At 72.4% G+C, this 14602-nt stretch carries 11 protein-coding genes; 5 read left to right on the plus strand and 6 right to left on the minus strand.

Features of this window, described 5'->3' with window-relative positions; translation table 11 throughout:
* The first annotated feature begins 57 nt into the window (after positions 1-57).
* Positions 58-2181: a restriction endonuclease gene (locus OG861_RS08370; RefSeq protein WP_330261646.1), complete on the plus strand. Its 2124-nt coding sequence runs from the start codon at positions 58-60 to the stop codon at positions 2179-2181.
* A 7-nt stretch (positions 2182-2188) separates the two neighbouring features.
* Here the strand turns inward: OG861_RS08370 and OG861_RS08375 are convergent, their stop codons facing one another.
* Positions 2189-3325 carry a CobW family GTP-binding protein gene (locus tag OG861_RS08375; RefSeq protein WP_330261647.1) on the minus strand — a complete coding sequence of 379 codons (1137 nt, stop codon included), beginning with the start codon at positions 3323-3325 and terminating at the stop codon, positions 2189-2191.
* A 14-nt stretch (positions 3326-3339) separates the two neighbouring features.
* Positions 3340-4506 (minus strand): citrate synthase/methylcitrate synthase, encoded by a 1167-nt coding sequence (locus OG861_RS08380; RefSeq protein ID WP_330261968.1) that lies wholly within the window; start codon positions 4504-4506, stop codon positions 3340-3342.
* A 55-nt stretch (positions 4507-4561) separates the two neighbouring features.
* Between OG861_RS08380 and OG861_RS08385 the strand changes: the two genes are divergently transcribed.
* From OG861_RS08385 to OG861_RS08395, 3 genes are all read left to right on the plus strand, one after another.
* The gene (locus tag OG861_RS08385) at positions 4562-5809 is read left to right on the plus strand and encodes a citrate synthase (RefSeq protein WP_330261648.1); all 1248 of its coding nucleotides are present in this window, start codon (positions 4562-4564) and stop codon (positions 5807-5809) included.
* Positions 5810-6089: 280 nt separating this feature from the next.
* Positions 6090-7706 carry a sensor histidine kinase gene (locus OG861_RS08390; RefSeq protein WP_329198955.1) on the plus strand — a complete coding sequence of 539 codons (1617 nt, stop codon included), beginning with the start codon at positions 6090-6092 and terminating at the stop codon, positions 7704-7706.
* Positions 7703-8407, plus strand: a complete 705-nt coding sequence (locus OG861_RS08395) for a response regulator (RefSeq protein ID WP_330261649.1) — start codon at positions 7703-7705, stop codon at positions 8405-8407. Before OG861_RS08390 ends, OG861_RS08395 begins: the two co-directional genes overlap by 4 nt.
* Before the next feature lie 101 nt (positions 8408-8508).
* Here OG861_RS08395 and OG861_RS08400 read toward each other — a convergent pair whose 3' ends face one another.
* The 3 genes from OG861_RS08400 to OG861_RS08410 form a co-directional block, all read right to left on the minus strand.
* The gene (locus OG861_RS08400; RefSeq protein WP_330261650.1) at positions 8509-10101 is read right to left on the minus strand and encodes a solute symporter family protein; all 1593 of its coding nucleotides are present in this window, start codon (positions 10099-10101) and stop codon (positions 8509-8511) included.
* The gene (locus tag OG861_RS08405; RefSeq protein WP_330261651.1) at positions 10098-10583 is read right to left on the minus strand and encodes a DUF485 domain-containing protein; all 486 of its coding nucleotides are present in this window, start codon (positions 10581-10583) and stop codon (positions 10098-10100) included. The genes OG861_RS08400 and OG861_RS08405 overlap by 4 nt, the downstream gene beginning before the upstream one ends.
* A 157-nt stretch (positions 10584-10740) precedes the next feature.
* Entirely contained in the window at positions 10741-12861 is a 2121-nt protein-coding gene (locus tag OG861_RS08410; RefSeq protein ID WP_330261652.1) for a DNA gyrase/topoisomerase IV subunit B, read from the minus strand.
* Positions 12862-13307: 446 nt separating this feature from the next.
* On the opposite strand from OG861_RS08410, the gene OG861_RS08415 reads away from it, so the two are divergent.
* On the plus strand, positions 13308-13544 hold the full coding sequence (locus OG861_RS08415; protein ID WP_030239625.1) for a DUF7455 domain-containing protein: 237 nt from the start codon (positions 13308-13310) through the stop codon (positions 13542-13544).
* 129 nt (positions 13545-13673) lie between these two features.
* Here the strand turns inward: OG861_RS08415 and OG861_RS08420 are convergent, their stop codons facing one another.
* The gene (locus tag OG861_RS08420) at positions 13674-14591 is read right to left on the minus strand and encodes a S1 family peptidase (RefSeq protein WP_330261653.1); all 918 of its coding nucleotides are present in this window, start codon (positions 14589-14591) and stop codon (positions 13674-13676) included.
* Between the last annotated feature and the right edge of the window lie 11 nt (positions 14592-14602).

The following is a 14602-nucleotide window of genomic DNA, read 5'->3' on the forward strand; positions in this document are numbered from 1 at the left end:
CACCCGAATGCCGACTAGTGTTTTCCCTTCGGGTGCGGGTGGGGGGAGCTACAGCTGATGAGCCGTCGAGCGAGCAGCGGACTGATCGGGGTCTGGGCGGAGGCGCAGCGCCAGCAGCAGCGCAGTCAGGTGATCCGGCAACGCGAGGCCGAGCGCCGGCAGCGGGCCTACGAACGCGAGGCCGCCCGGGGTCAGCGGGAGCAGCAGGCCGCCTACAAGCAGCGCCGTGAGGCCGAGGCGCGACGCCTGACCGAGGCCCTCGACGCGCAAGTGGCCTCCCTGCAAGGGCTACTGGCCGCCGGCTGCCGCGCACCGGCGTTCCGTATGGCCGCCCTGGTACGCCCGGAGCAGCTCGAACCCTTCAATCCGGGCGCGCTGGCGCAGCCCCTGCCGATGCCGCAGCTCCAGCAGTTCCAGCACCAGAGCAGCGGATGGACGCTCGGCTCGGGCCGCCGCGCACAGGCGGAACGTGAGGCACACGACCGGTACACCCAGGCGTGGCAGGCCGCGCACGCTGCGGAGCAGCAGCGGCAGCGGCAACTGGCCGCTTACCGGCAGCAGTACGACCAGTGGGCGGCCGCGCAGCTCGCCGGCATCCGCGCGCACAACAACGGCCTCGGTGAACTGGCCACCGCCCTGCGGGCCGGGGACGCCGAAGCGGCGGTCGAGTACTTCTCGGCCGCGCTGTACGCCTCCTCGGCCTGGCCGGAGAACCTGCCGCGGCAGGTGTCCGCCGCGTACGACCGGGCTGCCCGGCAGTTGGTGCTGGACTGGGAGCTGCCGCGCTTCGAGGTGGTGCCGCAGACCAAGGCGGTCCGCTACGTGCCCAGCACGGACCTGGACAAGGAGACCGCCCGCCCCGTCACGCAGCGCCGGACGCTGTACCGGGACCTGCTGGCCCAGTGCGTGCTGCTGGTGCTGCGCGAGCTGTACGCGGCGGACGAGTTCGGCGCGCTGGACTCGGTGGTCGTCAACGGGTTCGTGGACGACCACGATCCGGTGACGGGGCAGGAAGCGCAGATGGTCCTGGCCACCGTGCGAGCCGATCGCGAGGCCTTCGCCGGGCTGCGCCTGGAGCAGGTGAGCGCGGTGGACTGCCTGCTCGACGGGCTGGGCGGACAGCTGTCGGCCCGGCCGGACCAGTCGGCGGCGGTGCGGCCCGGGCGCCGGCCCGGCGAGGTCGGTGGCGTCGTCAGCCACGGCGGGCACGCGGGCGGCGGCGAGGAGGAGCCCGACCTGTTCACGATGGACCCCATCGCCTTCGAGAACCTGGTCGCCGAGCTGTTCCGGGCGATGGGCATGGAAGCGGTGACCACGCAGCGGTCGGGTGACGGCGGCGTCGACGTGGAGGCACTGGACCCGGCGCCGATCCGGGGCGGGCGGATCGTCGTCCAGGTCAAGCGCTACCGCAACACGGTCCCGCCGACGGCGGTGCGGGACCTGTACGGCACGGTCCAGGACAGGGGGGCGAACAAGGGGGTGCTGGTCACCACCGCGTCCTTCGGGCCGGGGTCGTACACCTTTGCCAACGGCAAGCCCCTGGAGTTGGTTCCCGGGACCGAACTGGTGGCGCTGCTGCACCAGCACGGGCTCCGGGGACGCCTCGGCGACGGCGGCCGCCCGGCGGCGGCGCGCGCTGCGGCGCCGGCGCCCACGCCCACGACCACGCCGGCATCCCCGCCCGCGACGGACCCGGCCTCGTACAACGTGCTCGGCATGTCGTGGTCGGGCAGCGTCGCTCTGGACGTCTGCGCGCTGGTCTGCGAGGGCAGCCGGGTGCTGAGCGAGGACCACTTCGTCTTCTTCAACAACCTCCGGACACCGGACGGTTCCGTGCGGTCCGGGACGCACACGGCGCCCGACAAGGCGGCCGTGGAGGTGGACTTCGACGCCCTGCCCGAGCGTGCCGACCGCCTGGTGCTCGTGGCCGCCATCGATCCGGAGGTCAATCCGGACGCCGATCTCGCGGGCTTCACCGAAGCCCGGATCCGGCTCCTCGACTCCGCCGGGCAGGAACTCGACCAGCTGGAGGTCTCCGACGGACGGCACGGCGAGACGGCGCTGGTGCTCGGCTCCTTCCGTCGCCGCCCGGGCGGCGACTGGAAGTTCGTGATCGGCGGCAAGGGCTACCGCGGAGGTCTGGGGGACCTCCTCGGCGACTTCGGCATCGAGGTCGCCTGAGCCCCGGCTAGGTCTGCTCCGGCTCGTCGAGCGAGGTGTCGTCGGGCGCGGCTTCCTCTTCCCGGACGGGCCGGGCGAGGTACCGCAGCACGCCCCACATGCTCTCGGGGCTCACCTGACGCGGCTGCGGCTCGCGGCAGGCCTCCAGTTCGCGCAGCAGACCGGCGCCTTCCATGGCGGAGCCGATCAGGACCAGCTGCGTCAGCCGTGCCTCGCCCCGCCCCCAGGGGGCGGTGGCGAAGCGGAGGAAGCGGCCCACCGCCTGGACCTCGTAGCGTTCCTCGTGCCCGGGGACGCCGAAGTAGACGTAGCCCTTGATCCGGTAGAGACCGGCCGGCCGGCGGTCGAGGAAGTCGATGAACCGGCGCGGGTGCATCGCCTGCTCCGATACGAATTCCACGCTTTCGTACCCGGTGTGGACGTGCCCGGCGTGGCCCTCCTCGCCGTCCGCGGCCTCCCCGGCCAGCAGGTCCTCGAAGGACAGCTGGCCCTGTGGCTGGGTCCAGGGCCGGCGGTCGAAGAGCAGTTCGGGGTCGACCCGCCCGTGGTCGACGGCCACCACCGGCGTGCCGGGCGCGCACAGTGCGGCGATTTCCGCCTCGGTGCGGGCCCGCTCGGCGGCGTCGATCCGGTCGGTCTTGTTCAGGACCACCAGGTCGGCGACCGCAAGATGGCGGTCGGTCTCCGGGTGCTTGGCCCGCGTCGCGTCGAACTCCGCGGCGTCCACGACCTCCACCGTCCCGCCGTACCGGATCGCGGGGTTCTCGCTGGCCATCAGCATCCGGATCAGTTCCTGCGGTTCGGCCAGGCCGCTCGCCTCGATGACGATGACGTCGATCCGGTGCGCGGGGGCGGAGAGCTTCTCCAGGTACGCGTCGAGTTCGCTTCCGTCGACCGCGCAGCACAGGCAGCCCCCGCCGAGCGAGACCATCGAGTCGCCGAGCTGCCCGGCCACCGCCATCGCGTCGATCTCGATCGCGCCGAAGTCGTTGACGACGACTCCGATGCGCGTGCCGCCGCGGTGGGCGAGGAGGTGGTTGAGCAGGGTGGTCTTACCGGATCCGAGGAACCCGGCGAGGACCACGACGGGGATGGTGCGAGCGCTCCGGTCGGGCTGCCTGGGGGTGGGTGATGTCGGGTGCACCCGGCCGATCGTAGTCAGCCGAGCGCGGGAACCGGCTGGGGCGGGGTGGGGCCGCTGTAGCGGGCGGCGGGGCGGATGATCTTCGAGTCGGCGGCCTGTTCCAGGATGTTGGCGCTCCAGCCGACCACGCGGGCCGCGCAGAACGTCGGGGTGAACATCTCGCGCGGCAGTCCGCACAGCTCCATGACGACGCCGGCGTAGAACTCCACGTTGGTGTGCAGCTCACGGTGCGGTTTGAGCTCGGCGAGGATTTCCTCGACGTGCTGTTCGACCTCGACCGCGAAGTCCACCAGCGGGCCGCCGAACTGCCGGGCGACGTCGCGCAGCATCCGCGAGCGCGGGTCCTCGGTGCGGTAGACGGGGTGGCCGAAGCCCATGATCCGGTCGCCGGCGAGCACGCGTTCGCGGATCCACGCGTCGATCCGGTCCGCCGTGCCGATCGCGTCGAGGGTGTCCAGGGCCCGGCTCGGGGCGCCTCCGTGCAGCGGCCCGGAAAGTGCCCCGATCGCCCCGGTCAGACAGGCGGCGATGTCGGCACCGGTGGAGGCGATGACGCGGGCGGTGAAGGTGGAGGCGTTGAAGCCGTGGTCGATCGTGGAGATCAGGTACTGCTCGACCGCGCGGGCCTTGGCCGGCTCGGGCTCCTGACCGGTCAGCATGTACAGGTAGTTGGCGGCGTACGGAAGGTCGTCGCGCGGGTCCACCGGTTCCAGGCCCTGCCCGAGCCGGTGCAGCGCGGTGAGCAGGGTCGGCACGGCGGCGCAGGCGGCGAGCGCGTCGGCCGCCCGGCGGTCGGGGCTCAGGTCGTAGACGGGGCGGAAGCCGGCGGATGCGCCGAGCAGGGACAGCGCCGTGCGCAGACCGGCGAGCGGGCCGGACAGGGAGGTGGCCCGGGCGAGGGCCGGCAGGGCGTCGCGCACCTCGGCGGGCAGGTGGCGCAGCGGCACGGTCTCGGCGGTGAAGGCGGCTCGCTCGGCTGCGTCCACGGGCAGGGCGCCCCGGAACATCAGCTGCCACACGTCCTCGAAGCTGCGGCTCGCTGCGAGCTCGACGGCCGAGTACTGGCGGTAGTGGTAGAAGCCTTCGCGGCCCCGTACGTCCCCGAGTTGCGTCTCGGTGACCACGACGCCCGCGAGTCCGCGGGGTACTTCGACGGTGAGGTTCATGGATCGACCATCCATCATGGATTCAATCCTTGTCAATATTGATTGAATCCATCTATGTAGGGTGGTGGTCATGAACGAGCAGGCGGATGGCCGGCGGCGGCTCACCACCCGGCAAGCGGCGGAAGCGCTCGGAGTGAAGCCCGCGACCGTGTACGCGTACGTGAGCCGCGGGCAGCTCACCAGCCGGCGGGACCCGGTCGGGCGCGGCAGCAGCTTCGACGCGCACGAAGTCGAGGCACTGGCCCGGCGCAACCGGCGCGAGGCGGCCGGTCCGGCGGCCGCCTCGGGAGAACTTTCGGTCCGGACCTCCCTCACCCTGATCGAGGACGACCGGTACTACTTCCGCGGCGTGGACGCGGTCGAGCTGGCCTCGCGGCACCGCTACGAGGAGGTCGCCGAGTGGCTCTGGACCGGGAAGCCGGCTCCCGGCGCCCGGTTCACCGCGCCGCCGGAGCCCCTTGCCGCCGCGCGCCGTTCGGTGGCGGCGCTGCCCGAGCACAGCGGCCCCGTCGACCGGCTCCGGGTGGCGGTCGCGGCGGCTGCCGTGGCGGATCCGCTGCGGTTCGACCTGTCCGAGACCGCCGTACTGGGCTCCGCGCGCTGCCTGATCCCGACGCTGGTCGGCGCGCTGCCCGAGGTGGGTCCCGCCCAATGGGGCGGTGACGTCCGACTGGCCCGGCGGCTGTGGTCCCGGCTCACGCCGCAGGAGCCGGACCCGGACGCCCTGGCCGTGCTGGACCTCGCCCTGGCCCTCCTGGCCGACCACGACCTGGCCGCCTCCACCCTGGCCGTCCGCGTGGCGGCGTCGGCGCGGGCCCACCCGTACGCGGCCGTCTCGGCCGGACTCGGGGCCCTCGAAGGGCCACTCCACGGAGCCGCCGGGCGACTGGCGCACACGATGCTGGTGGAGGTCCTGGAGCGGGGCGCGGCCGCGCCGGTGGTGGCGGAGTACCTGCGGGCGGGACGCCGGGTGCCGGGGCTCGGCCACCGGCTCTACCGGGGGCAGGACCCGCGCGCCGGGGCGCTGTTCGCCCGGCTGGAACAGTTGCCGCAGGCCTCCCGGGCGCTGGGGGCGGCCCGGGACGTGGCCGAGGTGATGGCCCGCCACGGCGGCGGCCTCTACCCCAACGTCGACTTGGCGGTGGCGGTGCTGACGGTGTCGTACGCCATGCCGGCCGAGGCGGGCGAGACGGTGTTCGCGGTGTCCCGGACGGCGGGCTGGATCGCCCACGCCCTGGAGGAGTACCAGGAGCGCCCCCTCCGCATGCGCCCCAGCGGCCACTACACCGGCCCCCGCCCACCGCAGCCCCTCCCCTGACGGCTCGGCCCGGCTCCGGGGCCGGCGGAGTGCGACCTCCCTCACTCCGGCCGGCTCGGTGGGAGCAGAGGGACCAGCCCGCGGGCCGGCCCGCACCCCTGGTGGGCCGGCAGGCCCTGCGCCCCGCCGGGGGCCTCCAGTTCCCGCCCCCGCCCGGTGCAGCGGGCGACGCGACCCCCGCGGCAGCGGCGTCCGCAGGGGCGCCTGCCCACCCCGGGCGGCCCGCCCGCGGCGTGGACCGGGATTCCGCTTGTGCCGAAGCCGACCTACGGTGCTACCCATGCGGTTCCTCCTCACCAGCGCTCGGCGCCTCGGGCTGCCCAGACGGGCCGTCTCCCAGATCCTGCTGACGCAGCTGGCCATCGCGGCCGGGGTCGCGGTTCTGGCCACCGGGCTGTTCCTGGCGCCGCTCAGCTCGCAGCTCGACGACCAGGCCATGCGGCGGGCCCTCGCGATCGCCCAGAGCGCGGCGGCCGACCCGGCGCTGGCCACCGGCCTGCTGGACTCCGCCCCCGTCCCGGACAGCCCGGTGCAGGCGGCTGCCGAGCGGATCCGCCGGGCGACGGGTGCCGAGTACGTGGTCGTCGTGGACCTGAACGGGATCCGCCGCTCCCACCCCAGCCCCGACCGCATCGGAAAGCCGGTCTCCACCGACCCGGGCGACGCCCTTGCCGGCCGCGAGGTGATGGAGATCGACGAGGGCACCCTGGGCCGCTCGGCCCGCGGCAAGGTCCCGCTGCTGGCCGCCGACGGGGAGATCGTCGGCGCCGTTTCGGTCGGCATCGCCTACGACAGCGTCCGGGACCGGCTGATCGGGGCCGTCCCGGGCCTGCTCGCCTACGCGGGCGGCGCCCTGGCAGCCGGGGCGCTCGCCGCGTACCTGCTCTCGCGCAGGATCCAGCGGCAGACCCGCGACCTGGCCTTCTCGGACATCTCCGCCCTGCTCGCGGAGCGGGAGGCGATGCTGCACTCCATCCGCGAAGGCGTGATCGCCCTCGACCGCGGCGGGCGCGTCCGCCTGGTCAACGACGAAGCCGCCCGGCTGCTGGGCCTCGCGCCGCACTCCGCCGACGCGCTCGCGGGGCGCGCGCTGGACGACGTACTCGGCGCGGGCCGCACCGCCGACGTCCTCTCGGGCCGCGTAACCGGCCGCGACCTGCTGACCGTCCAGGGCGCCCGGGTACTGGTGGCCAACCGGATGCCGACCGAGGACGGCGGCGCCGTCGCCACCCTGCGCGACCGCACCGAGCTGGAGCGCCTGGCCCGGGAGCTGGACTCCACCCGCGGTCTGATCGAGGCCCTGCGCGCCCAGGACCACGAGCACGCCAACCGGCTCCACACCCTCCTCGGCCTCTTGGAGCTCGGTCTCCACGACGAGGCGGCGGAGTTCGTGACCGAGGTCGCCGGAGTGCACCGCAGCACCGCCGAGCAGGTCACCGAGAAGGTGCGCGACCCGCTGCTGGCCGCTCTCCTCGTGGGCAAGGGCGCGGTCGCCGCGGAGCGGGGCGTCTGCCTGCGCCTCGCCGACCGGACCCTGCTCCCGGACGGCCTCGTCGATCCGGGCGGCCTCGTGACCATCACGGGCAACCTGGTGGACAACGCCCTGGACGCGGCCGCGGCCTCGGCGGCGCCGTGGGTCGAAGTGGAGCTCCGCGCCGAAGGGCGCTCGGCGCTGCTCCACGTCCGGGACAGCGGCCCGGGCATCCCCGCCGGCCGGAGCGAGGAGATCTTCACCGAGGGCTGGTCGACCAAGCAGCCCTCGGCCCACCGCGAGCGCGGGCTGGGGCTCGCTCTGGTGCGCCGTCTGGCCGAGCGGCAGGGCGGTACGGTCCGGGCCGGTGGGACAGCGGACGGAGGGGCGGAGTTCTCCGTCGTACTCCCGGAGGCCCTGCGATGAACGAGACCCCGATACACGTATTGGTCGTCGACGACGACATGCGTGTTGCCCGGATCAACGCGGCGTACGTGGCGAAGGTTCCCGGCTTCCGGGTTTCCGCCGAAGTCCATTCGGCGGCCGCGGCCATGGAGTTCCTGGAGTCCCATCCGGTCGACCTGATCCTCCTGGACCACTACCTCCCCGACGAGAACGGCCTGGACCTGGTGCGCCGCCTGCGCCAGAACGGCCACCGCACCGACGTCATCATGGTCACCGCAGCCCGGGACCTCACCACCGTCCAGGCCGCCATGCGCCTCGGCGCCCTCCAGTACCTCGTCAAGCCGTTCACCTTCACCGGGCTCCGCACCCGGCTGGAGGCCTACCGGACCCTGCGGCACGCCCTGGAAGCCGGCGGCGAGGCCGAACAGGCGGAGGTGGACCGCCTGTTCGGTGCACTGGCGGCGGCCGAAAGCCCCAACGACCTGCCCAAGGGCCACTCGCCGACCACCGCCGAACTCGTCCGCCAGGTCCTGCGCACCGCAGCCGGGCCCCTGTCGACCCAGCAGATCGCCGACCTCGCGGGCATCAGCCGCCAGACCGCCCAGCGCTACCTCAAGCTGCTGGACCGCTCCGGCCGGGTCACGCTCGCCCTGCGCTACGGCGAGACCGGCCGCCCGGAACACCGCTACAGCTGGCGGCCCCAGGACCACGGCCCGGCGTAGCCCCTGTCCGGGCGCCGGAGAAGAGCGCCCGGCCAGGGACCCGCCGCGTCACACCGCACCCGTCCCGGCCAGGGACCGGCCGCGTCCCAGCGAGCCCCGCGTCACACCGCGCCCGCCCCGGTCAGCGACCGGACCTCCGTCTCCGCGTGCTTCGCCGCGTCCGGTTCCTCGGCCGAGGTGAGCGTGCCGAGCCAGCCCGCGAGGAACCCGAGCGGGATCGACACGATCCCGGGGTTCTGGAGCGGGAAGTACTGGAAGTCCACTCCCGGGAACAGGGACTCCGGGCTGCCGGAAACCACCGGGGACAGCACGACCAGCACCACCGCCGGCACCAGCCCCCCGTACACGGCCCAGACCGCCCCCCGCGTGGTGAACTCCCGCCAGAACAGCGAGTACAGCAGCACGGGCAGGTTCGCCGAAGCGGCTACCGCGAAGGCCAGTCCGACCAGGAACGCCACGTTGAGGTCCTGGGCCAGCAGCCCCAGGGCGATCGCCACCGCTCCGATCCCGACGGCCGCCGTCTTGGCCACGGCAACCTCGCTGCGCTGCCGGCCGTGACGGCGCCCCAGCGACGCGTACAGGTCGTGCGCGACGGAGGCCGAGGACGCGAGGGTGATCCCGGCGACCACCGCGAGGATGGTCGCGAAGGCGATGGCGGCGACGAAGGCGAACAGCACCGCGCCCCCGGTGGAATCGATGCCCCCGCCCAGGAAGCCCGCGAGCAGCGGAACCGCCGTGTTCCCGGAGGCGTTGGACGCCCGTACCTCGTCGGGCCCGAGCAGCGCGGCCGCTCCGAACCCGAGCACGATGGTCATCAGGTAGAACCCGCCGATCAGCGCGATGGCCCAGACGACGGACCGGCGAGCCGCGCGCGCCGTCGGCACGGTGTAGAAGCGGGACAGGATGTGCGGGAGGCCGGCCGTGCCCAGGACGAGGGCGAGGCCCAGGCTGATGAAGTCGAAGCGAGCGGTCCAGTCGGCCCCGTACTTGAGGCCGGGGCTCAGGAACCGGGCTCCGTGTCCGCTGCGCTCGGCGGCGCTGGTCAGAAGCTGGTTGACGTCGCCGTGGAAGCGCAGCAGCACCAGTACGGTCAGGGTGACCGCGCCGCCCATCAGCAGCACGGCCTTGACGATCTGGATCCAGGTGGTGGCCCGCATGCCGCCGAACGACACGTAGACCACCATGAGCGCGCCGACCCCGATCACGGTCAGGGTCTTGGCGCCGGTGCCCGAACCGCCGATCAGCAGCCCGACCAGGCTGCCCGCGCCGACCATCTGCGCGACGAGGTACAGCACGGAGACCACGACCGAGGAGGTGCCGGCGGCGATCCTGACCGGCCGCTGGCTCATCCGGGCCGCGACCACGTCGGCGAGGGTGAACCGGCCGCAGTTGCGGACCAGTTCGGCGACGAGGAAGAGGACCACCAGCCACGCGACGAGGAAACCCACCGAATACAGCATGCCGTCGTAGCCGAAGAGGGCGATGAGGCCGGAGATGCCGAGGAAGGAGGCGGCCGACATGTAGTCGCCGGCGATGGCGAACCCGTTCTCCAGCGGGGAGAAGAGGCGGCCGCCGGCGTAGAACTCCTCTGCCGAGCCGTGCCGGTTGCGGCTCACCCATGTGGTGATGCCCAGGGTGATCGCGATGAAGACGCTGAACAGGACCAGCGCGAGGGCTTGGTGCTCGGTGCTCAACGGCCCTCCTCCCGGGCCTGTTCCCGCTGCCGGCCCCGTTCCTGTTCGAAGACCGTCCAGCGCAGGTCGAGCGCCGGCCGGTCGCGGCGCAGCCGCGCGTGCCGGGCGTAGGCCCAGGTCAGGAGGAAAGTGGTGAGGAACTGGCCGAGGCCCGCGAGCAGGGCCACGTTGACCGCGCCCACGACGGGCCGGGCCATCAGACCGGGCGCCGCGGTCGCGGCGATCACGTAGGCGACGTACCAGAGGAAGAAGCCGGCGGTCGCGGGGATGACGAACCCGCGGTAGCGGCTCCGCACTTCCCGGAAGGCCTCGCTGCGCTGCACTTCGAGGTAGATCTCGGACGCGCCGGGTGCGGGCCGGCCGTCGGCCTCCGGGCCCGCGGGATCCGTCGCGGCGCCCTCACCCCAGCCGACTGCCGGCGCGTCGTACCAGGGGTCGTCCAGCCGGATCGTTCCGGCATCACGACCTTCGTGCTTGTCCACCGAACTCTCCTTGTCCGCGACCGCATTGGCCGCGCGCCACAAGGATGGGGCAATGGGGTCTTTCCGGACGGCCGTACCGGCGCTCTTCACCCGTTCAGGTGAGGGAAGGAGAGGGAGGAGCGCCGGCGTGCCGAGATCCGCCGGGAGCCGGGCCGGCTCAGGCGTCGATGCGCGAGCGGTCCAGGGTCGCGGCGGAGCCGGTGATGAACTCCTTGCGGGGAGCCACCTCGTTGCCCATGAGGAGGTCGAAGACCGACTCGGCGGAGTCCAGGTCGCCGATGTTGATCCGGCGCAGCGTCCGGTGGCGCGGGTCCATGGTGGTCTCCGCGAGCTGGTCGGCGTCCATCTCGCCCAGGCCCTTGTAGCGCTGGATGGCGTCCTTGTAGCGGATGTTCTTGCGCTGGTACTCGAGCAGCGTCTGGCGCAGCTCGTTGTCCGAGTACGTGTAGACGTACTTGTCCTGGCCCTTCTTCGGCTGGACGAGTTCGATCCGGTGCAGCGGCGGCACGGCGGCGAAGACCCGGCCCGCCTCGACCATCGGCCGCATGTACCGCTGGAAGAGCGTGAGCAGCAGACACCTGATGTGCGCGCCGTCCACATCGGCGTCGACGAGCAGGACGATCTTGCCGTAGCGGGCGGCGTCGAGGTCGAAGGTCCGGCCCGAGCCGGCTCCTATGACCTGGATGATCGCGCCGCACTCGGCGTTCTTGAGCATGTCCGAGACCGAGGACTTCTGAACGTTGAGGATCTTGCCGCGGATCGGCAGCAGCGCCTGGAACTCGGAGTTCCGGGCGAGCTTCGCCGTACCGAGCGCCGAGTCGCCCTCGACGATGAAGAGCTCGCTGCGCTCCACGTCGTCGCTGCGGCAGTCGGCCAGCTTGGCGGGCAGCGAGGAGGTCTCCAGCGCGGTCTTGCGGCGCTGGGCCTCCTTGTGCTGGCGGGCCGCGATACGGGTCCGGGCGGCCGCGACGATCTTCTCCATCACGGCGCGGGCCTGCTGCTTGTCGTCGCGCTTGGTGGAGGTCAGGAACGCCTTGAGCTCCTTGGCGACCACTGCGGCGACGATGCGGGTGGCCGCGGAGGTCCCGAGGACCTCCTTGGTCTGGCCTTCGAACTGCGGCTCGGCGAGACGGACGGTGACCACCGCCGTCATGCCCTCCATCGCGTCGTCCTTGACCACGTCGTCCTCGGCGACGCGCAGCAGCTTCGCCGAGCGCAGCACCTCGTTGACGGTCTTGGCGACCGAACGCTCGAAGCCGGAGACGTGGGTGCCGCCCTTGGGCGTGGCGATGATGTTCACGAAGGACTTGACGTTGGTCTCGTACCCCGTGCCCCAGCGCAGGGCGATGTCGACGCCGAGCTCGCGCGTGACCTCGGTGGGGGTCATGTGACCGCGCTCGTCCAGGACGGGGACGGTCTCCTTGAAGGTCCCGGTGCCGCTCAGCCGCAGCACGTCACAGACGGCCTTGTCCTGGGCGAGGTACTCGCAGAACTCGCTGATGCCCCCGTCGAAGCGGAAGACCTCCTCGGTCTTGCCGGCGCCGTCCACGGCCCGCTCGTCGCGGACGACGAGCGTCAGCCCGGGGACGAGGAAGGCCGTCTGGCGGGCGCGCTGGTAGAGCGTCTCCAGATTGAGCCGGGCGTCCTTGAGGAAGATCTGGCGGTCGGCCCAGTAACGGATCCGGGTGCCCGTCTTGCCCTTGGCGATCCGCTTGGTCTTGCGCAGGCCGTTGGCGGGGTCGAAGGGACTGTCGGGGCCCTGCTCGGTGAACATCCCGGGCACGCCGCGCCGGAAGCTGATGGCGTGCGTCGAGCTGCCGCGGTCGACCTCGACGTCGAGCCGGGCGGAGAGCGCGTTGACGACGGAGGCGCCGACGCCGTGCAGGCCGCCGGAGGCCGCGTAGGAGCCGCCGCCGAACTTGCCGCCGGCGTGCAGCTTGGTCATGACGACCTCGACGCCGGAGAGGCCGGTCTTGGGCTCGACGTCGACGGGGATGCCGCGGCCGTTGTCGCGGACCTCGACGGAGGAGTCCTCGTGGAGGATCACCTCGATGTGGTCGCAGTAGCCGCCCAGGGCCTCGTCGACGGAATTGTCGATGATCTCCCAGAGGCAGTGCATCAGGCCCCGGCTGTCGGTCGAGCCGATATACATGCCGGGGCGCTTGCGGACGGCCTCAAGACCTTCGAGGACGAGCAGGTGCCGCGCGGTGTAGTTGGAACCGTCCCGGTCTGCTCCGGACAGCAGCGCGCTGGAAGGCACGGACGTGTCGGCGGTCACGCAGTTCGCTCCTCGCTGAATTTCTTTTCTGGCCCGGTTGGGCGCAGGGGTGGCTCGGTCGCCCGTCAGAGGGTACCGAGGCCTGGTAGAGCGGATGCAACGCCACCCTCGTCGCTTCCCCAGCCTAGTGCAGATCCGCACGGATGTTCGATCCCCCGTGGGGGTGACGCAAACATCACGTTCCCTTCGACGCATGAACCATTTAGGGTTCGGGCACGTCCTCATGAACAACCGGCGCTCATGCCGGCGAGGACGGAACTGCAACAAGCGAACGACTGACAACGCGAAACCGTAAAGCAACGCAATACGGCTCCTTCGCCGCCAACCGGCAACAGCCGGCCAGCTTCGGAAGGAAGTTTCGAAAGAAAGCCGCGAGCGGGAACGTTTTCGGCCTGGTTGGATGTTGACCCTGGTACGACAGCTCGTCGAGCTAGAGAAGAGGCGACGTGACTACTGTTCTGACACCCGCGACCCCGCTGACGGCCGCTGACCGATGCGACCGTTGCGGCGCCCAGGCATATCTGCGCGTCGTCCTGCTGAGCGGTGGTGAACTGCTCTTCTGCGCCCACCACGGGCGTAAGTTCGAGCCGGAACTCAAGAAGATCGCCGCGGAAATACAGGATGAGACCGAGCGGCTCACGTCCGCTCCGGCTGCCAATGCCGCCGACACCGAGGACCGCTGACACAGGCCTACCCTCGCATCCGACGAGCCAGGACCGGCCAGGCCGGTCGACGGGCGGCTCCCCCTGTGACCCAGGAGGAGCCGCCCGTCCTCATTTCCGCCGGTACGCCCAGGGACCGGAGTGCAGGCCCTACAGCCCTTCGAGAGGGGCTGGACGGCGCGCTGAGCCCCTCGGGGCGCCCGCTGTGGGCAGCGGCCGGTCGGCCCGCTGCACGGCCCTCTCGGGGCTGCTCACGAAGCCGGACATCGCGGAGATCCGGGTGTACACCCCCGGGCTGTCGGGGCGCCCGCAGCCCCGCCCCCAGGACACCAGGCCGATGAGCCGCCCCTGGGCGACGAGCGGACCGCCGCTGTCGCCCTGGCAGGCGTCCTTGCCGCCCTCCTGCTCCCCCGCGCACACCATGGACTCCGGCAGGTACTGCCCGTCCGAGTCGCCCGGGTACGCCTTCGCGCAGACCTCGTCCGACAGCACCGTGACGTGCGCGGCGCGCAGCCCGTACGCGTAGTCGCCGAACCCGCTCGTGTCGCCCCAGCCGTACACCGCGGCCTGTGTGCCGGGCTCGTAGGCCGGGTGCCCGGCACCGGCCATGGGCAGGACGTACTGGGCCGGGACGGCCTCGGCGAGTTCCAGCACCGCGATGTCCCCCGCGTTGCTCTTGGGGTCGTACTCCGGGTTCACCCGGGCCGAGCGCACCGCGATCTCGCGCCCGTCGGACGCCCGCAGCTCCGTACGCCCCGTGATCACCCGCAGGTCGGGCACCGCCTCGACCGGGCCGCCCAGCACCTGCCGCCCCAGGCAGTGCGCGGCGGTCACCACCTTGGCGGGGGCCACGAGGACGCCTCCGCAGAACTGGCCGCCCCGCGTACCTCCGAACCGGTCACGGCTGGCCAGGGCCACGACCCACGGACTGTCCGCCACCTTCACGGGCTGGCCGCCGATCACCACCCCGTCCGCGGCCGCCCGGGGCAGCTGGGCCGGATGCGCCGCGGCCGCTCCCGCCACCAGCGTCAGCACGCCCGCCAGGGCACGGGCAAAGAAACGACGCATGAGGCCTCCTG

The sequence above is a fragment of the Streptomyces sp. NBC_00539 genome (assembly GCF_036346105.1).
In the GTDB taxonomy this organism is placed as follows: Bacteria; Actinomycetota; Actinomycetes; order Streptomycetales; family Streptomycetaceae; genus Streptomyces.

What these genes read in the sequence shown, in the direction of transcription:
- OG861_RS08390 (WP_329198955.1), top strand. Translation starts at nt 6,090, where the DNA reads ATGCGGTTCCTCCTCACCAGCGCTCGGCGCCTCGGGCTGCCCAGACGG.
- OG861_RS08385 (WP_330261648.1), top strand. Translation starts at nt 4,562, where the DNA reads ATGAACGAGCAGGCGGATGGCCGGCGGCGGCTCACCACCCGGCAAGCG.
- OG861_RS08395 (WP_330261649.1), top strand. Translation starts at nt 7,703, where the DNA reads ATGAACGAGACCCCGATACACGTATTGGTCGTCGACGACGACATGCGT.
- OG861_RS08420 (WP_330261653.1), bottom strand. Translation starts at nt 14,591, where the DNA reads ATGCGTCGTTTCTTTGCCCGTGCCCTGGCGGGCGTGCTGACGCTGGTG.
- OG861_RS08370 (WP_330261646.1), top strand. Translation starts at nt 58, where the DNA reads ATGAGCCGTCGAGCGAGCAGCGGACTGATCGGGGTCTGGGCGGAGGCG.
- OG861_RS08380 (WP_330261968.1), bottom strand. Translation starts at nt 4,506, where the DNA reads ATGGATGGTCGATCCATGAACCTCACCGTCGAAGTACCCCGCGGACTC.